Origin of the sequence: Streptomyces sp. 4N509B (assembly GCF_052245655.1) — a bacterium.
In the GTDB taxonomy this organism is placed as follows: Bacteria; Actinomycetota; Actinomycetes; order Streptomycetales; family Streptomycetaceae; genus Streptomyces.
Genome location: NZ_JBQQBZ010000060.1, coordinates 1 through 25417, shown reverse-complemented (window position 1 = coordinate 25417; position 25417 = coordinate 1). Strand labels below are relative to the sequence as shown.

Annotated in this window: 23 protein-coding genes and 1 pseudogene; 17 read left to right on the top strand and 7 right to left on the bottom strand. The window is 72.7% G+C overall.

The features are described from left to right. The 3 genes from ACTWP5_RS31045 to ACTWP5_RS31035 all read left to right on the top strand — a co-directional run. Positions 1-912, top strand: a 912-nt coding sequence (locus ACTWP5_RS31045) for a carbohydrate ABC transporter permease (RefSeq protein ID WP_443224513.1), incomplete at its 5' end; no start/stop codon positions are given. Then, positions 909-1826: a carbohydrate ABC transporter permease gene (locus ACTWP5_RS31040; RefSeq protein ID WP_443224512.1), complete on the top strand. Its 918-nt coding sequence runs from the start codon at positions 909-911 to the stop codon at positions 1824-1826. The genes ACTWP5_RS31045 and ACTWP5_RS31040, both read left to right, overlap by 4 nt. A 33-nt stretch (positions 1827-1859) precedes the next feature. Beyond that, positions 1860-2528, top strand: a complete 669-nt coding sequence (locus tag ACTWP5_RS31035; protein ID WP_443224511.1) for a hypothetical protein — start codon at positions 1860-1862, stop codon at positions 2526-2528. 57 nt (positions 2529-2585) lie between these two features. Here the strand turns inward: ACTWP5_RS31035 and ACTWP5_RS31030 are convergent, their stop codons facing one another. Further along, positions 2586-3482 carry a LysR family transcriptional regulator gene (locus ACTWP5_RS31030; protein ID WP_443224510.1) on the bottom strand — a complete coding sequence of 299 codons (897 nt, stop codon included), beginning with the start codon at positions 3480-3482 and terminating at the stop codon, positions 2586-2588. Between the two features lie 179 nt (positions 3483-3661). On the opposite strand from ACTWP5_RS31030, the gene ACTWP5_RS31025 reads away from it, so the two are divergent. From ACTWP5_RS31025 to ACTWP5_RS30960, 14 genes and pseudogenes are all read left to right on the top strand, one after another. Then, positions 3662-4315, top strand: a complete 654-nt coding sequence (locus tag ACTWP5_RS31025) for a succinate dehydrogenase cytochrome b subunit (protein WP_443224515.1) — start codon at positions 3662-3664, stop codon at positions 4313-4315. 1 nt (position 4316) lies between these two features. Next, positions 4317-6266 carry a fumarate reductase/succinate dehydrogenase flavoprotein subunit gene (locus ACTWP5_RS31020; RefSeq protein ID WP_443224509.1) on the top strand — a complete coding sequence of 650 codons (1950 nt, stop codon included), beginning with the start codon at positions 4317-4319 and terminating at the stop codon, positions 6264-6266. Further along, positions 6263-7003 carry a succinate dehydrogenase/fumarate reductase iron-sulfur subunit gene (locus ACTWP5_RS31015; protein ID WP_443224508.1) on the top strand — a complete coding sequence of 247 codons (741 nt, stop codon included), beginning with the start codon at positions 6263-6265 and terminating at the stop codon, positions 7001-7003. The genes ACTWP5_RS31020 and ACTWP5_RS31015 overlap by 4 nt, the downstream gene beginning before the upstream one ends. A 197-nt stretch (positions 7004-7200) precedes the next feature. After that, on the top strand, positions 7201-7902 hold the full coding sequence (locus ACTWP5_RS31010) for a GntR family transcriptional regulator (RefSeq protein WP_443224507.1): 702 nt from the start codon (positions 7201-7203) through the stop codon (positions 7900-7902). Between the two features lie 121 nt (positions 7903-8023). Next, a pseudogene (locus ACTWP5_RS31005) lies at positions 8024-8356 on the top strand (iron-containing alcohol dehydrogenase); the annotation flags it as partial. A gap of 73 nt (positions 8357-8429) precedes the next feature. Continuing rightward, positions 8430-9206, top strand: coding sequence for an iron-containing alcohol dehydrogenase family protein (locus ACTWP5_RS31000; protein ID WP_443224506.1), 777 nt, complete (start codon positions 8430-8432; stop codon positions 9204-9206). Continuing rightward, positions 9203-10255 carry an Ldh family oxidoreductase gene (locus ACTWP5_RS30995; protein WP_443224514.1) on the top strand — a complete coding sequence of 351 codons (1053 nt, stop codon included), beginning with the start codon at positions 9203-9205 and terminating at the stop codon, positions 10253-10255. Before ACTWP5_RS31000 ends, ACTWP5_RS30995 begins: the two co-directional genes overlap by 4 nt. 69 nt (positions 10256-10324) lie before the next feature. After that, positions 10325-11323, top strand: a complete 999-nt coding sequence (locus ACTWP5_RS30990; protein WP_443224505.1) for a TRAP transporter substrate-binding protein — start codon at positions 10325-10327, stop codon at positions 11321-11323. After that, positions 11320-11934, top strand: coding sequence for a TRAP transporter small permease (locus tag ACTWP5_RS30985; RefSeq protein ID WP_443224504.1), 615 nt, complete (start codon positions 11320-11322; stop codon positions 11932-11934). The genes ACTWP5_RS30990 and ACTWP5_RS30985 overlap by 4 nt, the downstream gene beginning before the upstream one ends. Beyond that, on the top strand, positions 11931-13196 hold the full coding sequence (locus ACTWP5_RS30980) for a TRAP transporter large permease (RefSeq protein WP_443224503.1): 1266 nt from the start codon (positions 11931-11933) through the stop codon (positions 13194-13196). Before ACTWP5_RS30985 ends, ACTWP5_RS30980 begins: the two co-directional genes overlap by 4 nt. 98 nt (positions 13197-13294) lie before the next feature. Further along, positions 13295-13966, top strand: a complete 672-nt coding sequence (locus ACTWP5_RS30975; RefSeq protein ID WP_443224502.1) for a hypothetical protein — start codon at positions 13295-13297, stop codon at positions 13964-13966. Between the two features lie 5 nt (positions 13967-13971). Next, positions 13972-15447, top strand: a complete 1476-nt coding sequence (locus tag ACTWP5_RS30970) for an aldehyde dehydrogenase family protein (protein WP_443224501.1) — start codon at positions 13972-13974, stop codon at positions 15445-15447. Further along, positions 15444-16409 (top strand): 2-hydroxyacid dehydrogenase, encoded by a 966-nt coding sequence (locus ACTWP5_RS30965; RefSeq protein WP_443224500.1) that lies wholly within the window; start codon positions 15444-15446, stop codon positions 16407-16409. The genes ACTWP5_RS30970 and ACTWP5_RS30965 overlap by 4 nt, the downstream gene beginning before the upstream one ends. A 285-nt stretch (positions 16410-16694) precedes the next feature. Continuing rightward, positions 16695-17852, top strand: a complete 1158-nt coding sequence (locus ACTWP5_RS30960) for an endo-1,4-beta-xylanase (protein ID WP_443224499.1) — start codon at positions 16695-16697, stop codon at positions 17850-17852. Between the two features lie 184 nt (positions 17853-18036). Here the strand turns inward: ACTWP5_RS30960 and hutI are convergent, their stop codons facing one another. The 6 genes from hutI to ACTWP5_RS30930 all read right to left on the bottom strand — a co-directional run. Continuing rightward, on the bottom strand, positions 18037-19254 hold the full coding sequence (gene hutI, locus ACTWP5_RS30955; RefSeq protein WP_443224498.1) for an imidazolonepropionase: 1218 nt from the start codon (positions 19252-19254) through the stop codon (positions 18037-18039). Further along, positions 19245-20522, bottom strand: coding sequence for an allantoate amidohydrolase (locus tag ACTWP5_RS30950; protein ID WP_443224497.1), 1278 nt, complete (start codon positions 20520-20522; stop codon positions 19245-19247). Before ACTWP5_RS30950 ends, hutI begins: the two co-directional genes overlap by 10 nt. Then, the gene (hutU, locus tag ACTWP5_RS30945; RefSeq protein WP_443224496.1) at positions 20519-22222 is read right to left on the bottom strand and encodes a urocanate hydratase; all 1704 of its coding nucleotides are present in this window, start codon (positions 22220-22222) and stop codon (positions 20519-20521) included. Before hutU ends, ACTWP5_RS30950 begins: the two co-directional genes overlap by 4 nt. Before the next feature lie 141 nt (positions 22223-22363). Further along, the gene (locus ACTWP5_RS30940) at positions 22364-23416 is read right to left on the bottom strand and encodes a pectate lyase family protein (protein ID WP_443224495.1); all 1053 of its coding nucleotides are present in this window, start codon (positions 23414-23416) and stop codon (positions 22364-22366) included. 43 nt (positions 23417-23459) lie between these two features. Then, entirely contained in the window at positions 23460-24488 is a 1029-nt protein-coding gene (locus ACTWP5_RS30935) for a pectate lyase family protein (protein ID WP_443224494.1), read from the bottom strand. A gap of 9 nt (positions 24489-24497) precedes the next feature. Further along, the coding region (locus ACTWP5_RS30930; protein ID WP_443224493.1) for a pectate lyase family protein at positions 24498-25417 on the bottom strand (920 nt) is incomplete at its 5' end.

Genomic DNA, 25417 nt, shown 5'->3' with positions numbered 1-25417 from the left:
CCCCCCCCCCCACCCCCCCCCCCTCGCCGGGCTTCCGACAACCGGGCGGGCTACGCGTTCCTCGCCCCGTGGCTGCTGGGATTCATCGCGCTCACCGCCGGTCCCATGGTGGCCTCGGCCTATCTGGCCTTCACCGACTACCACCCGCTCCGTGGCGGCGAGTGGATCGGCATGGACAACTTCGAGCGGCTCATGGACGACCCGCTCTTCCTCGACTCCGTCGAGGTCACCGTCGAGTACGCGGTCATCGGCACGCCCATCAAGCTCGCCGCCGCGCTGGGCGTGGCCATGCTGCTGAACAACCGGCGGCGCGGCCAGTCCGCGTACCGCTCGCTCTTCTACGCCCCGTCGCTGATCGGCGCCAGCGTCTCCATCGCGATCGTCTGGCGCGCGATGTTCAACGACGACGGCATCGTCGACGAGGTCGGGCAGTTCTTCGGCATGCCGGCGGGTGGCTGGATCGGCGATCCCGACCTGACGCTGCCGATGATGATCCTGCTGACGACCTGGCAGTTCGGCGCTCCGATGGTCATCTTCCTGGCCGGGCTGAAGCAGATCCCGAACGAGCTGTACGAGGCCGCACAGGTGGACGGCGCGGGCGCGTTCCGCAGGTTCACGCGGATCACGCTGCCGATGCTCTCGCCGGTGCTCTTCTTCAACCTGGTGCTGGAGACCATCCACTCCTTCCAGGTCTTCGCCTCGGCCTACATCATCGCGCAGGGCGGCCACGGGCCCGCCAACTCGCTGCTCTTCTACACCCTCTACCTCTACGAGAGCGGCTTCGGTCCGCGCGGTCAGCTCGGCTACGCCTCCGCGATGGCGTGGCTGCTGGTGATCGCGGTCGGCGTCATCACGCTGATCTTCTTCAGGACCTCGCGGTACTGGGTGTACTACGCCGGGGAGGGACGATGACGACGACCACGACCGCCACAGCCACCGCGCCGGGCGCCCCACCGCCGCCCTCCCTCGCGGCCGCGAAGGCGAGGGGCCGGCGTCGGAAGTCGGGGAAGACGCTGCTGTTCCACGCGGCGTCGATCGGCCTGCTGGTGGTGGTGCTCTACCCGGGCGCGTGGATGCTGCTGTCGGCCTTCCGCCCGAGCAACCAGATCCTCGGCGAGACCGGGCTGATACCGGACAACACCACGCTGGACAACTTCCGCACGGCCTTCGAGGGCATCGGCGGGGTGTCGTTCTGGACGTTCTTCATGAACTCCGTCTATCTCGGTGTCGGATCGGTGATCGGCGTCTGCCTGTCCTGTTCCGTGGCGGCGTACGCGTTCGCGCGGATCAACTTCGTCGGGAAGAACGTCTATTTCGCCCTGATGATCGCGACGCTGCTGCTGCCGTACCACGTGGTGATCATTCCGCAGTTCATCATGTTCAACGAGCTGGGCTGGGTGGACACCTACTATCCGCTGCTGGTCGGGAAGTTCCTGGCGGCCGACGCGTTCTTCGTCTTCCTGATGGTGCAGTTCATGCGGACCGTGCCGCGGGAGCTGGACGAGTCGGCGCGGATCGACGGCGCGGGGCACGCGCGGATCTACTGGTCGATCATGCTTCCGCTGATGCGGCCGGTGCTGGCGACGGCGTCGATCTTCGCGTTCATCTGGAGCTGGAACGACTTCCTGGCGCCGTTGATCTATCTGCGCAGCCCGGAGAACTACACGCTGCCCCTCATGCTGCGGCAGTACGTGGACCAGACGTCCGTCTCGGACTACGGCGGGCAGATGGCGGCGGCGATGCTCGCGATGGTGCCGGTGCTGTTGTTCTTCGCCCTCTTCCAGCGCTATATCGTCGAGGGCGTGGCCACGACGGGGCTGAAGTAGCCCACACCGCCGATCCAGGAGAGACGGAGTGCGATGAGCGGGACGAGCGAGCCGGGCGCCAGGCGCTGGACGGCGGGTCTCAGCCTCTTCGGTGAGGTCGTGATCACCGGCGCGTTCGTTCTCCTGCTCGCGCTGCCGGTCGTCACCGCGCTTCCCGCGCTGGCGGCCGGCACCTCCCACCTGCGGCGGCACGTCACCGGGGAGAGCGTGCGGGTGAGGGACGCGTTCGGGGACTTCGCGGTGGCGTGGCGGGAGCTGTGGCGGCTGGCGCTCGGCCTGACCGGCGTGGCGCTGCTGCTGCTGTGGAACCTCTCGCTCGGCCAGGCGGACGTCCTGCCCGGCGCGGGCGGGGTGGTGGCCGTCTCCACACTGCTGCTGGTGGCGTGGGCGGTGCTGCTGCTGCGGCTGGCCGTGGCCTGGCGGCCGGCGGGCGAGACGGCGGACGCGACGGACCTGCCGGACGCCGGGGACACGGCGGACGCGGCGGACGCGGTGCGCGGGGGAAGCCCGTGGCGTCCGGAGCTGCTGCGGGAGGCCGCCGACCGGCTGTGGCGTGACCCGGCGGGCTCGCTGCTGCTCGTGGTCGCCTGCGGCATGTGCGTCGTGTTCGTGTGGATGCTGCTGCCGCTGCTGCTGCTCTGTGGCGGACTGCTCTGCCTGGCGACGCTCGGGGTCTCGCTCCGGCAGGCCAGGGCGGCCTGACGCCGCGCTCCCCCGCCGGGAGCCCCCGCCCCCCGCCCCCGCGTCTCTCTCCCCCCGTCAGCCGCCTCGGCCGCCGCCGTGGCGCATCACGATGCGCTGGAGCTCGCGCGCGGCCCGCGTCGGCGAGACGTCGCTGCGGTGGGCGACCGAGATCGTGCGGTGCAGCCCCGGCGGGGTGAACGGGGTGGTGCGCAGGCCGGAGCGGGCGGCGACCATGCTCGGAACCACCGCCAGCCCCAGCCCGGCGCGCACGAAGCCGAGGACCGCGTCCATCTCACCGCCCTCCACGCTGAAGGACGGCTCGAAGCCGGCGCGGTGGCAGGCGGCCACCGTGAGCTCCCGCAGGTCGTAGCCGTGGCGGAACATCACCAACGGGCGTTCGCGCAGGTCGTCGATGCGGATGCGGGATCGGTCGGGGACCGGCGGGGGGACGTTCGGCGAGGAGATCACGACCAGTTCCTCGCGGAGCAGCTCGCTGGTGGTGAGCGCCGGACCCTGGTCCGGCACCGGGGTGATGATCAGCGCGAGGTCGAGTTCGCCCGCCGCGAGGATCCGCACGAGGTCCTGCGAGCCGTCCTCGTGGACGAAGAGGTCCACCCCGGGGTAGCTGTCGCGGAAGGTCCGCAGCACGTCGGGCACGATGCTGGCGCAGAGGCTGGGGGTGGCGCCGAGCCTGACCCGGCCGCGCCGCAGCTGCGCCACCTCCTGGACCTCGCGCCGGGCGGTCTCGGCGTCGGCGAGGATGCGGCGCGCCAGGGGCAGCAGGGCCTGGCCGGCGTCGGTCAACGAGATGTGCCCGCGCGCCCGGTGGAAGAGCTCCGCGCCGAGCTCCCGCTCCAGCGCGCGTATCTGCTGCGAGAGGGAGGGCTGGGCGACGTGTTCGCGCTCCGCGGCCCGCGTGAAGTGACGGGTCTCGGCCACGGCGGCGAAGTACCGGAGCTGCTGGAGCTGCATGGGGGCAAGAATAAGCCACCATAGGATCTGGCTATCGAAATCAGCGATTCTATGTCTTGGACGGATGCGCCCAGCTCTCCCTACCGTCTGGTGCCATGGCTGTGGCGAACGACCAGCGCGCGAACCCGCGACGCACGACCCGCGGCGCGAGCTCACGCGCCACCGTCGTGCCCGTCCGGATGTGGCGCTCCACCATCGGCAAGAAGACGGCGATGGCCGTCAGCGGCGCGTTCATGCTGCTGTACCTCGTGGCGCACATGCTGGGGAACCTCAAGGTGTTCTTCGGCCCCGAGGACATGAACGACTACGCGCACTGGCTGCGCACCATCGGCGAGCCGGTCCTGCACCACGAGTGGTTCCTGTGGATCATGCGGCCGCTGCTGGTGGCCGCCGTCGTCGTGCACGGCGTGGCCGCGTACCAGCTCAGCCGCCGTGACATCGCCGCCCGCCCCGTGAAGTACGTGCACCCCCCGCGCGTGAGTTACGCCACACGCACCATGCGGTGGGGTGGCGTGATCGTTGCGCTCTTCGTGGTGTGGCACATCCTCGACCTGACCACCGGCACCGTGAACCCGGACTTCCGCTCCGGTGACCCGTACCACAACATCGTCGAGACGTTCAGCACCTGGTACGGCAACGTGATCTACATCGTCGCGGTGCTCGCCGTGGGCCTGCACATCCGGCACGGCTTCCACAGCGCGGCCCTCACCCTCGGGGCGGGCGGACGCTCCCGCGACCGGGCGCTGCGCGTCGCGGCGAACGGGTTGGCGCTGGTGCTGACGGTCGGCTTCCTCTCGGTACCCATCGGCGTGATGACGGGATTGGTGGACTGACATGACCTCCTACGCTGACTACACCCTCGGCGCCCCGGTCGCCGACACCCAGGCTCCCGAGGGCCCGATCTCCGAGCGCTGGGACCGCCGCCGCTTCGAGGCGAAGCTGGTCAACCCGGCCAACCGCCGCAAGCACACCGTGATCGTGGTGGGCACGGGCCTCGCGGGCGGCGCGGCCGGCGCCACGCTCGCCGAGCAGGGATACCGCGTCGTGCAGTTCTGCTACCAGGACTCGCCGCGCCGCGCCCACTCCATCGCCGCGCAGGGCGGCATCAACGCCGCGAAGAACTACCGCAACGACGGCGACTCCATCCACCGCCTGTTCTACGACACGGTCAAGGGCGGCGACTTCCGCGCCCGCGAGTCCAACGTCTACCGCCTGGCCCAGGTCTCGGTGGAGATCATCGACCAGTGCGTGGCCCAGGGCGTGCCGTTCGCCCGCGAGTACGGCGGCCTGCTGGACACCCGCTCCTTCGGCGGCGTCCAGGTCTCCCGCACCTTCTACGCCCGCGGCCAGACGGGGCAGCAGCTGCTGCTCGGCGCCTACCAGGCGCTCTCCCGCCAGATCGCGGCGGGCAACGTGGAGATGCACCCGCGCACCGAGATGCTCGACCTGATCGTGGTCGACGGCCGCGCCCGCGGCATCGTGGCCCGCGACCTGATCACCGGCCGCGTCGACACGCACTTCGCCGACGCCGTGGTGCTGGCCACCGGCGGCTACGGCAACGTCTTCTACCTCTCCACCAACGCGAAGAACTCCAACGCCTCCGCGATCTGGCGCGCCCACCGACGCGGCGCCTACCTCGCCAACCCCTGCTTCACGCAGATCCACCCCACCTGCATCCCGCGCTCCGGCGAGCACCAGTCGAAGCTGACGCTGATGAGCGAGTCGCTCCGCAACGACGGCCGCATCTGGGTGCCGAAGAAGGCCGGCGACACCCGGCGGCCGTCCGAGATCCCCGAGGCGGAGCGGGACTACTACCTGGAGCGGATGTACCCGTCCTTCGGCAACCTGGTCCCGCGCGACATCGCCTCGCGCGCCGCGAAGAGCGTGTGCGACGAGGGCCGCGGGGTGGGCCCCGGCGGGCAGGGCGTCTACCTCGACTTCGCCGACGCCATCACCCGCATGGGACGCGAGAAGGTGGCCGAGAAGTACGGCAACCTCTTCGACATGTACGAGCGGATCACGGCGGAGAACCCGTACGAGGTCCCGATGCGGATCTATCCGGCGATCCACTACACGATGGGCGGCCTGTGGGTCGACTACGACCTCCAGACCACCATCCCCGGCCTGTTCGCCATCGGCGAGGCCAACTTCTCCGACCACGGCGCGAACCGGCTCGGCGCCTCGGCCCTCATGCAGGGCCTGGCCGACGGGTACTTCGTGCTGCCGCCCATGCTGGCCGACTACCTCGCCCGCAACCCGCACCAGCCCGAGGTCACCCCCGACCACCCGGCCGTCACCGAGGCGGTGACCGAGGTGACCGACCGGCTCCGGCGCCTGCTGTCCAACGACGGCGACCGGACGCCCGACTCCTTCCACCGGGAGCTCGGCGAGCTGCTGTGGGACCACTGCGGCATGGCCCGCAACGAGGCCGGCCTGCGCAAGGCGCTGGAGCGCATCCCGGAGCTGCGCGAGGAGTTCTGGCGGCGGATCAGGGTGCCCGGCAGCGGCGAGGAGCTCAACCAGTCGCTGGAGAAGGCCAACCGGATCTCGGACTTCATGGAGCTGGCCGAGCTGATGTGCCTGGACGCCCTCCACCGCGCCGAGTCCTGCGGCGGGCACTTCCGCGAGGAGAGCCAGAGCGAGGACGGCGAGGCGGCCCGGCGCGACGAGGAGTTCACCTACGCGGCGGCGTGGGAGTTCACCGGCACCGGCACGGCGCCCGTCCTCCACCGCGAGGACCTGACCTTCGAGTACGTCCACCCCACCCAGCGGAGCTACGCGTGAACCTCACCCTGCGCATCTGGCGCCAGTCCGGGCCCGACGCCGAGGGCGCCATGAACCTCTACGAGGTCGCCGACGTCTCCCCCGACATGTCGTTCCTCGAACTGCTCGACACCCTCAACGAGCAGCTGATCCTCAGGGGCGAGGAGCCCGTGGCCTTCGACCACGACTGCCGGGAGGGCATCTGCGGCGCCTGCGGCATGGTCATCAACGGCGCGGCCCACGGCCCGGAGCAGACCACCACCTGTCAGCTCCACCTGCGGGAGTTCAAGGACGGCGACGTGATCGACGTGGAGCCGTGGCGTGCCGCGGCCTTCCCCGTCGTGAAGGACCTGGTGGTCGACAGGTCGGCCTTCGACCGGATCATCGGCTCGGGTGGCTACGTCACCGCGCCGACCGGCTCCGCGCCGGAGGCGCACGCGACGCCGGTGCCGAAGCCGGCCGCGGACACCGCGTTCGAGCACGCCGAGTGCATCGGCTGCGGCGCCTGCGTGGCGGCCTGCCCCAACGGCTCCGCGATGCTGTTCACCTCCGCGAAGGTCGTGCACCTGAACTCGCTGCCGCAGGGCGGCCCCGAGCGTGAGAGCCGGGTGCTGGACATGGTGGACCAGATGGACGCCGAGGGCTTCGGCGGCTGCACCAACACCGGCGTCTGCGCGACGGTCTGCCCCAAGGGCATCCCGTTGACGGCGATCACGACGATGAACCGCGAGTACCTGCGGGCGGCCCGCAAGGCCTGACGCTCCTGGCAGGACGCCCTCGAGGACCCCACCGCGACACGTCGGCGCGGTGGGGTCCTCGGCGTTCCCCGACGCCCCTCGCACCCACGTCACTGTGTGCGTCCGTACATGGCTCACCCACGCATATGTCCCCATGCCCGGGGAAATTCCTCCCCGGAACCCTTGTTGGTATACCAGTATCCATGCATACTCAACGCATGCCCGAAGAAGCGGGGATCACCCCCCAGCGCGTCGTCAACCTCACCGATCGCGTGTTCGAGGCACTGGAGGACGCCATCATCCGGTGCACGCTCACGCCGGGCGAGGTCGTGACCGACCGGACCCTGAGCGCCCGTCTCGGGGTGAGCCGCACCCCGGTGCGGGAGGCGCTCCAGCGCCTGGCCGCCTCGGGGCTCGTGGTTCCCCGGGAGGGGGCGACGGGGTGGCGGATCGCCGGCTTCGACGAGCACGACCTGAGCGAGCTCTTCGAGCTGCGCCGGGCACTGGAGCCGCTGGGCCTGCGCCGGCTGCTGGGCGACGGCTCGTCAGACCCGCGGGCCGCCCAGGTCCTGGGCCGGTTCTTCGACGACTTCGACGACCCCGTCGGCGTCGAGGACTACCCCCGTTACTTCCAGCGCGACAACGAGTTCCACAAGAAGATCGTCGCCTGCACCGACAACAGCAGGATCATCGGCCTCTACGGCATCGTGGAGCGCCAGATCGACCGCGGCCGTCACTTCCTCTCCACGGGCTACCAGGGCCGGATCGAGGAGAACCTGGCGGAGCACAAGGACATCACCCGGGCGATCGCCGACGGCGACGCGGAACGGGCGGTCGAGGCGTTGCTCCACCACCTGCGGCGTGGTGAGCAACTGATGGCCGAGCACATCAAGGCGGAGCGCGTGGCCGGGCGCCTGTAGAGCCGGAGGAGGGCGTGACCCCCGGGCGGGACGGCGTGTGCCGACCCGCCGGGTCGGTCCGGCATGCCCGCCGGCGCACCAGGTGCGCGGCCGGACGGCTCCGTCCGTTCAAGGAGACAGCATGGGTACAACAGCGTCGCGGCCCGTCGGGGCCACGGCTCGCGAGCGTTCCGCGTTGCGGCCGTTCGACTACGAGATCTCCACCAGGATCGTGGGCGGTCCCGGCGTGATCGGCCGGTTGCCGGAGGAGTTCGAGCGGTACGGGGTGCGGCGTCCGCTCATCGTCACGGACCCGGGCATCGTCGCGGCCGGAATCCTCGACGCGGTCACGGACCGGCTGCCGGGCGGCGCCGCGTCGGTGGAGGTGTTCGACGGCATCGCCTCCGACCCCACGACCGGATCGGTGGAGGAGGCCGCGCGCCGCATCAGGGACGGCGGCCACGACGTGGTGATCGGGCTCGGCGGCGGCAGCCCGCTGGACGCGGCGAAGGCCGCCGCCGCCACGGCCGGCCGCCACGGGCCGCCCGGTGCTCGACCTGGTCGGTCCCGAGCGGGTGGACGCGGACCCCGTCACGGTGTTCGCGGTCCCGACCACCGCCGGGACGGGCAGCGAGGTGACGCGGTTCTGTGTGCTCAGCGACACGGACTCGGGCCGCAAGGTCAGCATCTCCTCCATGCGGGTGCTCCCCCGGCTGGCCCTGCTCGACCCGGAGCTCACCACGGGCCTGCCGGCACACCTGACCGCGGCCACCGGCTTCGACGCCCTGGCGCACGCCGTCGAGTCCTACGGCAGCGTGTGGAACAACCCCGTCTCCGAGGGGCACGCGCGCAACGCGGTCGCGCTGATCGGCCGCCACCTGCGCACCGCCGTGGAGCGGCCGGAGAACCTGGAGGCCCGCATGGGGATGCTGGCGGCCAGCTGCATCGCGGAGCTGGCGGCCAACTCCACCCGGCTGGGACTGGCGCACGCCCTGGCCGTCCCGCTGGGCGCGGCGCACCACATTCCGCACGGGGTGGCCGTGGCGCTGATGCTGCCCGGGATGTGCGCCTTCAACGAGGAGGCCGAACCCGAGCGGTACCGCGAGCTCGCGGGCCTGCTGACGCCAGGGGCCTCCCGCATGTCCGAGGCGGTCGACGCGCTGCGCTCCGACGTCGGCCTCACCACGCGGCTGCGGGACTGGCACGTGGCGGAGACGGACTTCGCCCCGGTGGTCGAGGTCGCGCTGGCCAGCGACAACACGCGGGCCAACCCACGGGTCGCCGACGCCGGGGACCTGACGGGGCTGCTGAGGGCCGCCGCATGAGCGACGGTGTGCGGCTGCCCGAGCGGGAGCTGCGCTCCTTCGCGGCGGACATCCTCACGTCAGCGGGACTGACCGGCCCCGCCGTCGACCTGGTCGCGGAGAGCCTGGTGGACGCGGACGTGCACGGCGTGGCCTCCCACGGACTGATCCGGCTGCCGATCTACGTGGAGCGGCTGCGCCGGGGCATGGTCGACCCCCGGGCCGAGCCCACCGTGGAGGTCTCCGGGGCCAGGGCCTCGGTGGACGGGAGAAACGCGATGGGCGCCCTGGTGGCGACCACGGCCGTGGACGCGGCGTGCGCGCTGGCCGACGAGTTCGGCGTCGCCACCAGCTCGGCGCGGCGCAGCAACCACTGCGGCACCATGGCGTTCTACGCCCGCAGGGCCGCCAGCCGCGGCTACCTCGCGGTGGCGATGTCCAACGCGCCGGTCACCATGGCCTACCACGGCGGACGCACCCGCGCGGTCGGCACCAACCCGCTGGCGGTGGCCCTGCCACGACCCGACGGGCCGCCCGTGGTGCTCGACATCGCCTCCAGCGCGGTGGCCCGCGGCAAGATCATCGTGGCGGACAGCAAGGGCGAGGAGATCCCTCCCGGCTGGGGCATCGACCCCGCCGGGCGCCCCACCACCGTGGCGGCGCAGGCCCTGGAGGGCGCGATGCTGCCCTTCGCCGGCCCCAAGGGCTCCGGCCTCGCGCTGATGATCGACCTGCTGTGCGGCGTGTTCGCGGGCGCGGCCTCGGGGCCCGAGCTGGGCGACATGTACCTGAACTGGGACCGACCGCAGAACGTCGGCCACTGCTTCCTCGTCGCCCGCTTCGACGGCGCGCTGCGCCGTGAGGGCGGGCGACTGGAGGACTTCCTCGCCTGGGTGGGTCGGCTTCCCCCCGCCGAGGGCTTCGACGCCGTCCTGCTGCCCGGCGAACCCGAACAGCGGGCCGCCCGAGCGGCCCGTCGCGACGGCGTGCCGCTGGCCGGCCCCACCTGGGCCGAGCTCGGCGACCTCGCCGCCGAGCTCGGCGTGAGGGTGCCCCTCGTCCCCGCGTGAGGCACCGCACCCGCGCTGACCACCCTCACCCACTCCTCATCCGACCACCGCACCGCTTTCGAGGGAACGATGAAGTTCACTGCCAAACGCACGGCGCTGGGGGCGTTCGCCCTGGTGACAGCGCTGCTCACCGCCTCGTGTTCGTCGGGCGGGACCGCGTCTGACGGCACCGCCGTCCTGACCCTGGGTCACGCCTGGTCCCCCAGCGACGCCAACGCGCAGGCGGTGCAGCGGTTCGCCGACGAGGTCGAGAGGAGGAGCGGGGGCGAGCTACGCGTCGAGATCTACACCAGCGGGCAGCTGGGGGACGACGCCGAGGTCCTCGAAGGGCTCGGCCTGGACACGGTCGACATGTGGGTCGGCGGGTCCGGCGTGTACAGCCAGATGACGCCGGCCGGCCAGTTCCTCGTGCTGCCCTACCTCTTCGACAGCGTCGACGACGCCATGGGGCGCTACGCGGGAGACCTGGGCGACGCCGTGAAGCGGGAGATCGCCGACGACACCCGCACCCGGGTGCTGTCGTTCTGGCCCCGTGGCGCGCGGCACCTGACGCTCGACGAGCGCGCCACCAGCCTGGAGGACATCGCCGGACTGCGGATCCGCGTGCCGGAGAACCCGATGGTGCTGCGCACCTGGGACGCCTTCGGCGCGAGCCCCACGCCGATGGCCTTCGGCGACGTGCTCACCGCCCTGGAACAAGGAGCCCTGGAGGGCCAGGAGAACCCCCTGGCCACGATCGACTCGGCCGGCCTCGCGGTGGCGCAGTCCTCCCTGATCCTGACCGGTCACGTGATCGAGCCGACCGCGGTCTCGATCGGCGACTCCGCCTGGGAGGACCTGACGAAGGAGCAGCGGGACGTCCTGACCGCCGCGGCGGACGGTCCGACCCGGGACGCGCTCCTGGAGCAGGTGCGTGCCGACGAGAGCCGCCTCGTCGAGGAGTTGGAGGACGCGGGCATGACCGTGGTCAGGCCCGATCTTGAGGAGTTCCGGCGGCGCGCCGCCGGGCTGGCCGAGGAGGCCGGCCCCGAGGTGGCCGCACTGTACGAGAGGGCGATGCGCTCATGACCACGCGACAGGACCGGACCGCCGGCGGAGCGGACGCGGCCACGGCGCCGGAGGCGACGACCGCGACGGCGACCGCGGCGACGACGGGGTCCGCCACCGCCGGGACGGCGGAGGACGACACGCTGCTCACCGGTTGGGTGAACCGGGCGCTCGGCGGTTTCTGCGCGGCGGCGCTGGCGGCGATCGCGGCCGTACTGCTGGCCCAGGTCGTCATGCGGTACGGCGTCAAGGACCCCCTGATCTGGGTCGACGAGGTCACCCGCCTGCTCATGGTGTGGCTGACCTTCGTCGGCGCCGCGCTGGCCTTCCGCACCAGGTCGCACATCGGCATCACCTCGCTGGTGGACGGCCTGCTCGCGCGCGGACCGCGTCCGCTGCGCAGGGCGGTGCCGGTCTTCTGTGACCTCGTCGTGCTGGCCGGCTCGCTGGCACTGCTGGTGGGTGGTCTGGTGGTGCTCGCGCGCACGTCCGGCCACACCACCCCCGCACTGCAACTGCCCCTCGCCGTGCTGTTCGTTCCCGCGCCGCTGTGCGGGGCCCTCGTCCTTAGCAGTGCCGCGGCCGACTGGCTGCCCCGGCTGCGCTCCGTCTCGAAGGGTGGCGCGTCATGATCGACGGCATACTCCTCCTGGTCACGCTGTTCGCCCTGGTCCTGCTCGGGGTTCCGGTCGCCTACGCGTTCCTGGGCGCGGGCCTGCTGTTCGTCGTGCTCACCCTCGACGTCCCGGCGGCACCGCTGGTGGCGCAGGCCACGACGGGCGGCGCCGACTCGGTGCCGCTGACCGCGATTCCGCTGTTCCTGCTGGCCGGGGCCCTGATGAACGCCGGGGGCATCACCCGGCGGCTCGTGGACTTCGCGTCGGTGCTGTTCGGCCGGATGCCCGGTGGTCTCGGCGTGGTGAACGTGGGCACCAACGTGTTCTTCTCCGGGATCTCCGGTTCGGCCGCCGCCGAGGCGTCGGCCATCGGCAAGGCGATGATCCCCGGCATGGCCAGCCGGGGCTACCCTCGCCCGTTCAGCGCCGCCCTCACCTCGACGGCCTCGATCATCGGTCCTATCATCCCGCCCTCCATCCCGCTGATCATCTACGCGATCGCGGCGAACCAGGAGATGAAGGCGCTGCTGGTGGCGGGCCTGCTGCCCGGCCTGCTGTTCGCGCTGGTGCTCGCGGTGCTGGTGGTGACGCTCTCGGCCCGCCGTGGGTACCCGCGCCAGGAGCGGGTGTCGCTGCGCACGGCCCTTCTCGCGACCAGGGACTCGCTGTCGGCGCTGATGATGCCGGCGATCATCGTGTGCGGCGTGGTCTTCGGCTGGTTCACCGCGACCGAGTCGGCGGCGGTGGCCGTGCTGTACGCGCTGGTGCTCTCCACGGTGTTCCACAGGGAGCTCTCCTGGCGGCGGCTGCCCCACATCTTCATGGACGCGGCGAGAAGCTCGGCGGTCATCCTGTTCATCATCGCGACGGCGGCGGTGCTGGGGCAGGTCTTCGTCCGCACCGGCTTCCCCGCCGCCCTCGCCGACGCCCTGGACGGGCTCAGCCCCGTGATGTTCCTCCTGGTGGTGAACCTGATCCTGCTCCTGTTCGGCACGTTCATGGAGGGCAACGCGGCGATCATCATCTTCACGCCGCTCCTGCTGCCGACAGCCCTGGCGCTCGACATCGACCCGGTTCACTTCGGGATCGTCATCGTCTTCAACCTGATGATCGGCCTGGTGACGCCGCCGGTCGGGATGTCCCTGTTCATCACCTCCGACATCGCGAAGGTCCCGGTGCTGACCGTCGCACGCGCCAACCTTCCCTTCCTGGCCGCCGCCCTGGTGACGCTGGTGGTGCTCACCTACTGGCCCGCGCTCAGCCTGGCGCTCGTCTGACCCGTCGCCCGCCCCTCTCTCTCGGCGATTTTTCATAACAAAGCGTCACATCACATCTCAGTAACCCATGTGCCTCATCGCGCAGGAAAGAGCGAGTCATGACGGAATGCCTTCTCTACCCTCGGCCGCCGGCCGTACCCCAGGAGCGGATCGCGGCGCTGGCCGCCTTCCCCACGGCGGCGATCTCGGACGGCCTCGGCCGGGTGGGCGGCGCTCCCGGCCTGCGCCCCATGACCGGGCGCGTGGCCATGGCGGGGCCCGCGTTCACCGTCCACACCCGGCCCGGTGACAACCTCGCCGTTCACCAGGCGCTCGACCTCGCGCGCCCCGGCGACGTCCTGGTCATCGCCGGCGGCGGCGACCGGGAGCGTGCCCTGGTCGGCGGGCTGGCCTGTGCCTGGGCCGTTCACCGCCGGCTCGCCGGCATCGTGCTGGACGGCGCCGTCCGCGACCTGGACGAGCTGTCGACCCTGGAGATCCCCGTCTTCGCCCTCGACGTCTCCCACCAGGGCCCCTACAAGGACGGCCCGGGCGTCATCGGCGGCCCGGTGGCCATCCGCGGCACGAGCGTGGACACCGGAGACGTGGCGGTGGCCGACCAGGACGGCGTGGCCTTCGTCCCCCGGGAGCGGGTGACGGAGGCGCTCGACGGGGCGGCGCGGATCGCCGAGAACGAGGCCCGCTCCATGGCCGCGATCCGCGACGGCGCCTGGCGGCGGCCGTTCGTCGAGGCCGTGACCGTACGACACGTCACCCGAGAGGAAGGCTGAGGACCGTGACCGTTCACGAGGCGCTGGCCCTGGTCCCGCACGCGAAGGGGTCGCCCGGGCTGTTCATCGGCGGCGAGGCGGTGCCCGCCGCGCGCTACGCGGACGTCGTCGACCCCGCGACGGGCGAAACCCTGGCCCCCCAGGCCATGGCCGACACCGCCGACGCCGACCGGGCCGTGCGCGCCGCGCGCGGGGCGGCACCCGGCTGGGCCGCCACGCCCGCGCGACGTCGGGCGGCGGTGCTGTCCCGCTGGGCCGCCCTGCTGGCCGAGCACCGTGAGTCCCTGGCCCGGCTGGCGACCGCCGAGATGGGCAAGCCGCTGGCCGAGTCGCGGGGCGAGGTCGACCGGGCCGTGGCGGAGATCGAGCACGCGGCCGGAGAGGCACCCCGGCTGACCGGCCAGACCATTCCCGGAGACCACCCCGGCGCCCTGGTGGTCACCGAGCGGGTCCCCCTGGGCGTGGTGGTGGCCATCACGCCGTGGAACTTCCCCGTGGTCTCGCCGGTGCGGAAGATCGCCCCCGCGCTCGCCGCCGGCGACGCCGTGGTCGTCAAGCCGGCCCAGGAGAGCCCGCTGACGGCGCTGGCCCTCGCCGCGCTGCTCGGCGAGGCCGGCTGCCCCGGCGGCGTGGTCAACGTGGTCACCGGCAGCGGGTCCGTCGCGGGCGCCGCGCTCGTCGCCCACCCCGGGGTGGACGGCGTCAGCTTCACCGGCTCCACCAGCGTCGGCCGCAGCATCGCGGAACGGGCGGGCCGGGACCTGAAGCCGGTGCAGCTGGAGCTCGGCGGCAAGAACGCGGCCTACGTGCACAGCGCTCCTGACCTGGGACGCGTCGCGGACGAGATCGTCTCGGCGGCCATGCAGTGCTCCGGTCAGCGGTGCACCGCCCTCAGCCGCGTGCTGGTGGAGGAGGACCTGGCCGACCGCCTGGTCGCCGCGTTGGTGGCCAGGACCGACGCGCTGGTGGTGGGGCCCGGCACCGACCCGGCCACCCGTGTCGGGCCGCTGGCCAGCGAGCGGCAGCGGGAGACCGTCACCGCCTACCTGCGGCGCGGCAGAGAGGAGGGGGCGCGCCAGGTCAGCGCGGACCGGGAGGTGCCCGCCACCGGCCCCTACGTGGCACCCGTGATCCTGGACCACGTGCGGCCGGAGATGACGGTCGCCCGGGAGGAGATCTTCGGGCCCGTGCTGTCCGTGCTGCGGGTGCGCGGAGTCGAGGAGGCCGTCACGGTCGCCAACGACAGCGCCTACGGCCTGGCCGCATCCGTGTTCAGCACCGACATCGACGTCGCGTTGCGCTTCCTGCGCGCGGTGGAGACCGGCATGGTGCACGTCAACCACGGCACGGCCAGCGAGCCACACGTGCCGTTCGGCGGGCTGGGCGGCAGCGGCCTGGGCGCGTACTCCAACGGCGACACGGCCCGCGAGTTCTACACCCGGACGAAGGTCGGCTACCTGCGACCGGCGGCGACCCGGTGAGCCGGGGCCGGATCGTCGTCACCGCCGAACTGCCGGGGACGGTCCTCGACTCCCTCGCCGAGGTGGGCGAGCTGTGGGTGCCCGCCGAGCCGGCGCCGCTGGCCGCCGCCGAGCTGCTGGCCGCGGTCCCGGGGGCCCGCGCCATCGTCTCCACCCTCAACGACCGGATCGGCGACGAGGTCGCCGACGCGGCCGGCAGCGGGCTGGCGATCGTCGCCAACGTCGCCGTGGGCCACGACAACCTCGACGTCGAGGCGTTGCGCTCCCGGGGCGTGGCGGTGACCAACGCTCCGGGAGTGCTCACCGAGGCCACCGCCGACCTCGCCTTCGGCCTGCTGCTGTCCGTGACCCGCCGGCTCGGCGAGGGGGAACGGCTGCTGCGCGCCCGCCGCCCGTGGTCCTTCGACCTGGGCTTCATGCTCGGCACCGGGCTGACGGGCAAGCGGCTCGGCGTCGTGGGGCTGGGTCGCATCGGCCAGGCGATGGCCCGCCGCGCCCTGGCCTTCGGCATGGAGGTGGTGTACTCGGGCCGGCGGCGAGCTCCCCTCGCGGTGGAACGGGAGCTGCGCGCCACGCACCTGCCGTTCCGTCAGGTGCTGCGCACCGCCGACGTGGTGACGCTGCACTGCCCGCTGACCGCCCAGACCCACCACCTGATCGACGCGGCGGCCCTGGCGGACATGAAACGCTCGGCCTTCCTGATCAACACCACCAGGGGGCCCGTCGTCGACGAGGCGGCGCTGGCCGACGCCCTGACCGAGGGCCGCCTGGCCGGCGCCGGCCTGGACGTCTTCGAGCACGAGCCGGCGGTGGAGCCGCGGCTGCTCGGCCTGGACAACGTCGCGCTCTCCCCCCACCTGGGCTCGGCCACGGTGGAGACCCGCACGGCGATGGCCCGGTTGGCCGCCGACAACGTGCGGGCCGTGCTGGACGGGCGCCCGCCGCTGACCCCGGTGTCCTGAACGCGGTGTCCTGAACGGGTGTCCTCAACGCGGCGGCCGGCGGCGGGCCTTCCGGAACGCTCGCCGCCGGCGGCCACCGGGGAGGCCCCCGTCCGTGGCCCGCCCCCCGGCCCGCGTGATTGACATGCTCATGGCTTCTTCTCTCCAACGTCCGGAGAGGAGCCCTCCACTTGACCCGTGCACACCCGTTGACGCCGCACCCCGGAGCCCTTAACGTCCATGCTCCGGCCTTTCGGGAATCTTCCGGAAACTTTCGGGACAGCCGATCAGAGTGAGAGACCGCCCATGAGACCTGCCCGCCTTGTCACCTTCACCCTCGCCACCACCGCCCTGGCCCTGCCGCTCTCCGCGGCACCGGCCACGGCCGAGCCGCGCTCGGACGAGCGGGGCGCGCCCCACTCCAACTCCGTCTTCGACCGCCTGCGGTGGGCGGCTCCCCAGGGCTTCCACGTGGGCACCGCCGTCGCGGGCGGCGGCCACCACCTCGAACAGGACTACCCCGACCCCTTCACCCACGACCGGCAGTACCGCAGGATCCTCGGGCAGCAGTTCAGCTCGGTCTCCCCCGAGAACCAGATGAAGTGGGAGTTCATCCACCCCGAGCAGGACCGGTACGACTTCGAGGCGGCCGACGCCATCGTCGAGTTCGCCGACCGGCACCGCCAGGTGGTGCGCGGGCACACCCTGCTGTGGCACAGCCAGAACCCCGCCTGGCTGGAGCAGGGCGACTTCACGGCCGAGGAGCTGCGCGCGATCCTGCGCGAGCACATCACCACCGTCGTCGGCCGCTACGCCGGCCAGATCCAGCAGTGGGACGTGGCCAACGAGATCTTCGACGACCAGGGCAACCTGCGCACCCAGGACAACATCTGGATCCGCGAGCTCGGCCCCGGCATCGTCGCCGACGCCTTCCGCTGGGCGCACGAGGCCGACCCCGAGGCGCTGCTGTTCTTCAACGACTACGGCGTGGAGAGCGACAACGCCAAGAGCGACGCCTACTACGCCCTCATCCAGGAGCTGCAGGCCGAGGGGGTGCCGGTGCACGGGTTCTCCGTGCAGGGTCACCTGAGCACCCGCTACGGCTTCCCCGGCGACCTCGAGCAGAACCTGCGCCGCTTCGCCGCGCTCGGCCTGGAGACCGCCGTCACCGAACTCGACGTGCGCATGGACCTGCCCGAGAGCGGCGAGCCGACCCCGGAACAGCTGCGGCAGCAGGCCGACTACTACGAGCAGGCGCTGTCGGCCTGTCTGGCCGTGGAGGACTGCAACTCGTTCACGATCTGGGGCTTCACCGACAAGTACTCCTGGGTCCCGGTCTTCTTCGAGGGCGAGGGGTCGGCCACGGTCATGACCGAGGACTTCGAGCGCAAGCCGGCCTTCCACACCCTCGTGGACGGCCTGTGGGAGGCACGGCTGGACTGCTGGTGGGACTCCTGGCGGTGAGCCCGTCACCGTCCCCGGCGCGCCGCGCGACGCGGGGCGCGGGGGACACGCGGGATCTGAGGGACACGCGGGGCGTCTGAGGGCGCCCCGCCCAGGACCGGGCTGGGGCCGCCACCCCGTACCGTCTCCACGGCGGCTCCAGCCCGCACGCGTACCCCGGCCGGCGCGCGGCCGGGGCGGCGGCTCACGCCCCGACCACCAGGCGGCCGCCGCGCCACACCCGGTGCACCAGCGGCACGCCCGGCCGGTACGCCAGGTGGACCGGGCTCGGCGCGTCGAGCAGCACGAGGTCGCCGCGGGCACCGGGGGTCAGGTGGCCCACGTCCTCGCGGCGCAGCGCCCGCGCGCCGCCGAGCGTCGCGGCCGTGACCGCCTCCAGCGGCGTCATGCCCATCTCACGGACGGCCAGGGCGACGCAGAACGGCAGCGAACTGGTGAAGCTGGAGCCCGGGTTGCAGTCGCTGGCCAGGGCGACGGTCACGCCCGCGTCGAGGAGGCGCCGGGCGTCGGGGTACGGGGAACGGGTGGAGAACTCCACGCCCGGCAGCAGCGTCGCGACCGTCTCGCCCGAGGCGAGGGCGTCGACGTCGGCGTCGGTCAGGTGGGTGCAGTGGTCGGCGGAGGCGGCGCCGAGCTCGACGGCCAGCCGGACGCCGGGGCCCGGCCCCAGCTGGTTCGCGTGGATCCGCGGCAGCAGGCCGTGGGCGGCCCCGGCGGTCAGGACGGCGCGGGCCTGGTCGCCGTCGAACGCGCCCTCCTCGCAGAAGACGTCGATCCAGCGGGCGTGGGGCGCGCAGGCCCGCAGCATGGGGCCGGTGACCAACGCGACGTACCCGGCCGCGTCGTCGGCGTACTCGGGTGCGGGGATGTGGGCGCCGAGGTAGGTCACCTCCTCCACGGGCCCCTCCCGGCGGGCCTCGTCGGCGACGCGCAGGGCGCGGGCCTCGTCGGCGATGGTCAGGCCGTACCCGGACTTGGTCTCCAGGGTGGTGGTGCCCTGCCGCAGGGCCTCGGCGGCGTGGCGGGCGAGCGTGGCGGCCAGCTCGGCGTCGGTGGCGGCGCGGGTGGCAGCCACGGTGGTGCGGATGCCGCCGGCCCGATACGGCCGACCGGTCATGCGGGCGGCGAACTCCGCCGCGCGGTCCCCGGCGAAGAGCAGGTGGCTGTGGGAGTCGACGAAGCCGGGGATGGCGGCGCGTCCGCCGGCGTCGACCCGCAGGTCGGCGGCCGGCGCGGCGCCGCTCGGCCCGACCCAGGCGACGCGTCCGCCGTCGAGGACGACCGCCGCGTGCGTGAGCGGGGGCCGGCCCGGGTCGCGCGGGTCGTTGGTCAGCAGCGTGCCGATGCCGGTGACGACGGTGCTCGGCGCGTCCCGGGGCGCGTCCGGGGAGGTCACCGGCATGCGAGGTCCTCCAACACGTCGGAGAGGGCGGCGACGCCCGCGAGGCAGTCGTCCTCGGTGGCGGTCTCCGCGGGGGCGTGGGAGACGCCCGTGGGGTTGCGGACGAAGAGCATGGCGGTCGGGACGGCCTGGGAGAGGATGCCCGCGTCGTGCCCCGCGCCCGTGGGCAGGAGGGGCGCGTCGGGCAGGACGGCGGCGATCCGGTCGCGCAGGCGGTGGTCGAACGCGACGGGCGGGCTGAAGGACTCGCGGCTGGTGGTGACGGTGACGCCGTCGCGTGCGCCGCGCTCGGTGGCCGCCTGTTCGACGGCGGCGACCAGCTCGGCCAGGGTCGCGTCGTCGGCGGCGCGGGCGTCGAGCCAGCCGCGGACCAGCGACGGGACGGCGTTGACGCCGTTCGGCTCGGCCTCGACCCGGCCGAAGGTGGCGAGCGCGCCGGCCTGCCGGGCCTTCTTGCGGGCGGCCAGGACGGTGGTGGCGTAGGTCAGCATCGGGTCCCGGCGGTCGGTCAGGCGGGTGGTGCCGGCGTGGTTGGCCTCGCCGCGGAAGTCGAAGCGCCAGCGGCCGTGGGGCCAGATCGCGCTGGCCACGCCCACCGGGTGCGGGGTGTCCGCGAGGTGGCGGCCCTGCTCGACGTGGAGTTCGACGAACGCGGCGACGCGGGCCAGCCGGGCCTCGTCGGGGCCGAGGCCCGCCGGGTCGAGTCCGGCGGCGGCCAGGGCGTCCGCGAGGCTCATGCCGTCGGCGTCGCGCAGGGCGCGGGCGCGCTCGGGATCGAGCTGGCCGGTGGCCAGGCGGGAGCCGAGACAGGCGACGCCGAAGCGGGCGCCCTCCTCGTCGAGGAAGTTGACGACCGCCAGCGGCCGGGTGGGGGTGACGCCCCGGGCGCGCAGCTCGTCGAGCGCGGCGAAGGCGGACACGACGCCGAGGGGGCCGTCGAACGCGCCGCCGTCCGGCACCGAGTCGAGGTGGGAGCCCGTGACGACCGCGCCCTCCGTGACGACCTCGCCCCGCGTGCCGCCGCCTCCGCCCCCTTTCCCGCCCTCGCCCCCGGCGGGGGCGGCGAGCCAGGCCCACTGGTTGCCGTTGCGGTCCACCTCGTAGGCGAGGCCCCGGGCCAGCGCCTCCTCGCGGAACCAGGCGCGGCAGTCGGCGTCGGCCGGGGTCAGCGCGAAGCGGCGGTACCCGCCGGTGCGCGCGTCGCGGCCCAGCGGCAGCAGCCGCGCCCACAGCGAACGGAAGGCGTCGGCCGCGGCCTCCGACGTCACGGAGCCTCCCGCATGGGGACGCTGACGCCGTGTGCGGCGGCGACCTCCTCGGCGCGCTCGTACCCGGCGTCGACGTGTCGGATGACGCCCATGCCCGGGTCGTTCGTCAGCACGCGGCGGATCTTCTCCCCCGCCAGCGCGGTGCCGTCGGCGACGGTGACCTGGCCGGCGTGGAGCGAGCGGCCGATGCCGACGCCGCCGCCGTGGTGGATCGACACCCAGGAGGCGCCCGAGGCCACGTTGACCATGGCGTTCAGCAACGGCCAGTCAGCGATGGCGTCCGAGCCGTCGCGCATGGCCTCGGTCTCGCGGTACGGGGAGGCGACGGAGCCGCAGTCGAGGTGGTCGCGGCCGATGACGATCGGGGCGGCCAGCTCGCCGCGGGCGACCATGTCGTTGAACCGCTCCCCCGCCCGGTCCCGCTCGCCGTACCCGAGCCAGCAGATGCGGGCCGGCAGGCCCTGGAAGGCGACGCGCTCGCCGGCCAGGGAGATCCACCGCGTCAGGGGCTCGTTGTCGGGGAAGAGGTCGAGGATGGCGCGGTCGGTGGCGGCGATGTCGGCCGGGTCCCCGGAGAGGGCCGCCCAGCGGAAGGGACCCTTGCCCTCGCAGAACAGCGGCCTGATGTACGCGGGGACGAAGCCGGGGTAGGCGAACGCCCGCTCGTACCCGGCCAGCTGTGCCTCGCCGCGCAGGGAGTTGCCGTAGTCGAAGACCTCGGCGCCCGCGTCCTGGAAGCCGACCATGGCCTCGACGTGCCGGGCCATCGACTCCCGCGCCCTGCGCGTGAACTCGACGGGCTCGGCGGCGGCGTAGGCGGCCATGTCCTCGTGGTCGACGCCGAGCGGGAGGTAGGCCAGCGGGTCGTGCGCGGAGGTCTGGTCGGTGACGATGTCCACGGGCGCGCCGCGCGCGAGCAGCGCGGGCACGGCCTCGGCCGCGTTGCCGAGGACCCCGACGGACAGCGGCCGGCGGTCGCGGGCGGCCTTCGTGGCCTGCCGCAGGGCGTCGTCGAGGCTGTCGGCGCGGGTGTCGAGGTAGCGGTGGGCCAGGCGGCGCTCGATGGCGCGGGGGTCGGCCTCGACGCAGAGCGCGACGCCGCCGTTCATCGTCACGGCCAGCGGCTGGGCGCCGCCCATGCCGCCGAGGCCGGCGGTGAGGGTGATCGTGCCGGCGAGGGAGCCGCCGAACCGCTTGGCGGCGACGGCGGCGAACGTCTCGTAGGTGCCCTGGAGGATGCCCTGGGTGCCGATGTAGATCCACGAGCCCGCGGTCATCTGGCCGTACATCGTGAGGCCCAGCTGCTCCAGGCGGCGGAACTCCTCCCAGGTGGCCCAGTCGCCGACGAGGTTGGCGTTGGCGATCAGGACGCGGGGGGCCCAGGGGTGGGTGGTCATGACGCCGACCGGACGGCCTGACTGGACCAGCAGCGTCTCGTCGTCCCCGAGCCGTGTCAGGGCGCGGACCATGGCGTCGAACGAGCCCCAGTCGCGGGCGGCTCTCCCGGTGCCGCCGTAGACCACGAGCTGGTCGGGGTGCTCGGCGACCTCGGGGTCGAGGTTGTTCTGGAGCATCCGCAGGGCGGCCTCCTGCGGCCAGCCGCGGGCGGTGAGCCGCGTGCCGCGTGGTGCGCGGACGGGACGCGGCCCTGACGGTCGCGGGGTTCCTGACGGGTCGTGGGGTGTTGACCGGTCTGACATGTCTGAATCGTACCTGCGGACGGCGCGCGTGGCCGGCTGACGGCCGCGCATGCCCGCCGTCCGGGCGCGCCGTCCGCAGGGGTCGGGGTGCCGGCGTCGTGCCGGCGGTCGTGAATCGGTGCGTGGTGCTAGAGCCTGGTGCTAGAGCGTGGTGCCGGCGCCGGCCATGACGATGTCCCTGATCCGCTGGGGGTCGTCGACGGTGTAGTCGTAGTAGTCGCGCGGGTCGGCGACGGTGCCGCCGACGACGGGTTCACCGGTCTCGCCGACGAAGACGTTGTTCCGTTCGACGATGTTGCCCTCGGGGCCCGAGTAGCTGTTGGTCATGGGCTCCTCGACGTCCTCGAAGTAGTTGCCCTCGATGAGGCAGCCCGAGTCGGCCTGGCAGGCGGGGCCGGTGTCGCTGTTGTCGAGGTAGTAGTTGTTGAAGATGTGGACCGGGTTCCCGAAGCGGACGCGCGGGTTGCGCTGCGGGGTCACGTCGTACCAGTTGTGGTGGTAGGTGACCTTCAGGTAGCCGGTGTCCTGGGCTGCGTTGTCGTCGTCGTGGCCGAGCAGCATGTTCTTGGCGTGGTGGTGGGTGTGGTTCCAGGAGACGGTGATGTAGCTGGAGCCGCGCTTGATGTCGATGAGTCCGTCGTAGCCGTCGGCCAGGTCGTTGTGGTCGATCCAGACGTGGTGGGAGTACATCTGGACGTTGATCGAGTCGTCGCTGGCGTCGCGGAAGTTCAGGTTGCGGATGATGACGTTGTGGACGGCGTCGGCGGGGGGCGAGGTGACCGCGTCGCTGGCCGGGAGGCCGATGTTGAGGCCGCCGCCGGTGATGCCGGAGTCGGCGCCGAGGCCGATGACGGTCTTGTCCGAGGTGACGTCGTACATGCCGTCGGGCAGCTGGATCATGCCGTCGACCCGGACGACGCGGGGGCCGTCGGCGGAGATGGCGGCGATGAGGTCCGCGGCCGTGGAGACGGTGACGGTCGGGCCTCCGGCGCCGCCGGTGGTGCCGTTCTGGCCGAGGGCGTCGACGCTGGCGAAGCCGATCGGTCCGGCCTGGAGCGGCGCGGCGGCGGTCGTGCCGGTGGCGGTGGCGGTGGCGGTCTCGGTGGCGGTGGCGGCGGGGAGGGCCGGCGCGGCGAGGAGGGCCGTGGTCGCGGCGAGCGAGGTCAGGAGCAGGGTCCGGGTGCGGCGGTGCATGGCGGATCCTTTCTGATGACAGCCGGTGGGGGGTGGGGCGCGCTCAGAGCTTTCCGACGCCGACGCCGGCGGGCACGGTCCGGGGCAGGGTGGCGGGGTCGTCGAGGACGTAGTCGTAGTAGGTGCGCGGCTCGACGACCGTGCCGAGGGTCTCGGGCGTGCCGGAGTTGACGTAGACGTTGTTCCGCTCCACCACCCGCCCGGGGCCCGAGTCGTCGTAGCCGGAGTAGATCGGGTGGGCGACGTTCTCGAAGTAGTTGCCCTCCACCAGCACCCCGGCGTCCTCGGTCGAGGCCACGCCGTAGAGCGCGTTGTTCCGGTAGTAGTTGTTGTAGACGTGGACCGGCTCGGCGAACCGGACCCGCGGGTGGCGCTGGTCGGTGCCGTCGAAGAAGTTGTGGTGGTAGGTCACGCGCAGCCTGCCGCGGTCGGCGGTGTAGGTGTCGGAGTGGCCCAGCAGGCAGGACTTGCTGTGGTCGTGGAAGTGGCACCAGGAGACCGTCACGTAGTCCGACTCCCGCTTGATGTCGAGCAGGCCGTCGTAGCCGGACGAGAAGTCGCAGTGGTCGATCCAGACGTGGTGGGCCGCGTTCGTGACGCTGAGGGAGTCGTCCGAGGCGCCGGTGAAGCGGAGGTTGCGGATGATGACGTTGGTGCCGGGCCGCGTCGTCGAGCCGAGCTGGAGCCCGCCGCCGGTGATCTCGGCGTCGTCGCCGAGGCCGAGGATCGACTTGTTGGCGACGACGGTGACCATGTCGTCGCCGACCTCGACGCGGCCGGCCACCTGGATGACGTAGGGGGTGTTGGCGCCCGCGTACTCCGCGAGCTGCGCGCCGTCGGTGACGGTCACCGTGGGGCCGGCGACGCCGCCGGTGGTGCCGGGGAGGCCGAGGGCGGCGACGCTCGCGAAGCCGTCGGGGGTGGCGGCCGCGAGGGCCGTGGTGCGGCGGGCGGCCACCGCCCAGCCGCGGGAGCTGGTGGCCAGCAGCGCGGCGGAGGCGGCGGAGACGACCGTGCCGGAGATCAGGCCGCGGCGGGTGAGACGGGCGCGGGGGGTGAGGGGCTCGGACATGGCGGTACCTCAGATCCTTCCGACGCCGACGCCGGCCGGCACCGTCTGGGGGAGGGTGGCCGGGTCGTCGAGGACGTAGTCGTAGTAGGTGCGCGGCTCGACGACCGTGCCGAGGGTCTCGGGCGTGCCGGAGTTGACGTAGACGTTGTCCCGCTCCACCACGCGCCCCGGGCCGGACTCGTCGTAGCCCGAGTAGATCGGGTAGGGCACGTCCTCGAAGTAGTTGCCCTCCACCAGCACCCCGGCGTTCTCCGTCGACGCCACGCCGTAGAGCGCGTTGCCGCGGAAGTAGTTGTTGTAGACGTGGACCGGCTCGCCGAAGCGGACCCGCGGGTGGCGCTGGTCGGTGCCGTCGAAGTAGTTGTGGTGGAAGGTGACCTTCAGCTTCCCGGTGTCCTGGCCGCCGTTGGAGTCCGAGTGGCCGAGCAGCGCGGTCTTGCTGTGGCCGTGGAAGTGGCACCAGGAGACGGTGACGTAGTCGGCGCCGCGCACGATGTCGATCAGGCCGTCGGCGCCGGCCGTCAGCTCGCAGTGGTCGATCCAGATGTGGTGGGAGTCCTGCTGGATGCTGATGGCGTCGTCGTCGGCGCCGGTGAAGCGGAGGTTCCTGATGATGACGTTGCTGCGCCGGTACATGTCCAGGCCGCCGCCGCGGATCTCGGCGCCGCCGCCGAGCCCGACGACGGTCTTGTTGTCGCGCAGGCCCTGCTTGCTGCTGAACTCCATGACGCCCTGGACCTGGATGACGTAGGGCTCGTTGCTGTCGCAGTAGGCCAGGAAGGACTCGGTGTCGGTGACGGTGACGACCTCGCCGCCCTCGCCGCCGGTGACGCCGTTGCGGCCGAGGGCGTCGACGCCGGCGAACCCGCCGGTCTGCACGGCGAGCGGGCGGGCGGGGGTGGCGGAGGACGCGGTGACGGGGGCGGGGG

Excerpts from the sequence above, each read along its gene's own strand:
- ACTWP5_RS30985 (WP_443224504.1), top strand. The coding sequence starts at position 11,320 with ATGACCACGCGACAGGACCGGACCGCCGGCGGAGCGGACGCGGCCACG.
- ACTWP5_RS30935 (WP_443224494.1), bottom strand. The coding sequence starts at position 24,488 with ATGTCCGAGCCCCTCACCCCCCGCGCCCGTCTCACCCGCCGCGGCCTG.
- ACTWP5_RS30960 (WP_443224499.1), top strand. The coding sequence starts at position 16,695 with ATGAGACCTGCCCGCCTTGTCACCTTCACCCTCGCCACCACCGCCCTG.
- ACTWP5_RS31020 (WP_443224509.1), top strand. The coding sequence starts at position 4,317 with ATGACCTCCTACGCTGACTACACCCTCGGCGCCCCGGTCGCCGACACC.
- hutU (WP_443224496.1), bottom strand. The coding sequence starts at position 22,222 with ATGTCAGACCGGTCAACACCCCACGACCCGTCAGGAACCCCGCGACCG.
- ACTWP5_RS31010 (WP_443224507.1), top strand. The coding sequence starts at position 7,201 with ATGCCCGAAGAAGCGGGGATCACCCCCCAGCGCGTCGTCAACCTCACC.
- ACTWP5_RS30940 (WP_443224495.1), bottom strand. The coding sequence starts at position 23,416 with ATGCACCGCCGCACCCGGACCCTGCTCCTGACCTCGCTCGCCGCGACC.
- ACTWP5_RS31025 (WP_443224515.1), top strand. The coding sequence starts at position 3,662 with ATGTGGCGCTCCACCATCGGCAAGAAGACGGCGATGGCCGTCAGCGGC.
- ACTWP5_RS30990 (WP_443224505.1), top strand. The coding sequence starts at position 10,325 with ATGAAGTTCACTGCCAAACGCACGGCGCTGGGGGCGTTCGCCCTGGTG.
- hutI (WP_443224498.1), bottom strand. The coding sequence starts at position 19,254 with ATGCCGGTGACCTCCCCGGACGCGCCCCGGGACGCGCCGAGCACCGTC.
- ACTWP5_RS30995 (WP_443224514.1), top strand. The coding sequence starts at position 9,203 with ATGAGCGACGGTGTGCGGCTGCCCGAGCGGGAGCTGCGCTCCTTCGCG.
- ACTWP5_RS30980 (WP_443224503.1), top strand. The coding sequence starts at position 11,931 with ATGATCGACGGCATACTCCTCCTGGTCACGCTGTTCGCCCTGGTCCTG.
- ACTWP5_RS31030 (WP_443224510.1), bottom strand. The coding sequence starts at position 3,482 with ATGCAGCTCCAGCAGCTCCGGTACTTCGCCGCCGTGGCCGAGACCCGT.
- ACTWP5_RS31035 (WP_443224511.1), top strand. The coding sequence starts at position 1,860 with ATGAGCGGGACGAGCGAGCCGGGCGCCAGGCGCTGGACGGCGGGTCTC.
- ACTWP5_RS30975 (WP_443224502.1), top strand. The coding sequence starts at position 13,295 with ATGACGGAATGCCTTCTCTACCCTCGGCCGCCGGCCGTACCCCAGGAG.
- ACTWP5_RS31040 (WP_443224512.1), top strand. The coding sequence starts at position 909 with ATGACGACGACCACGACCGCCACAGCCACCGCGCCGGGCGCCCCACCG.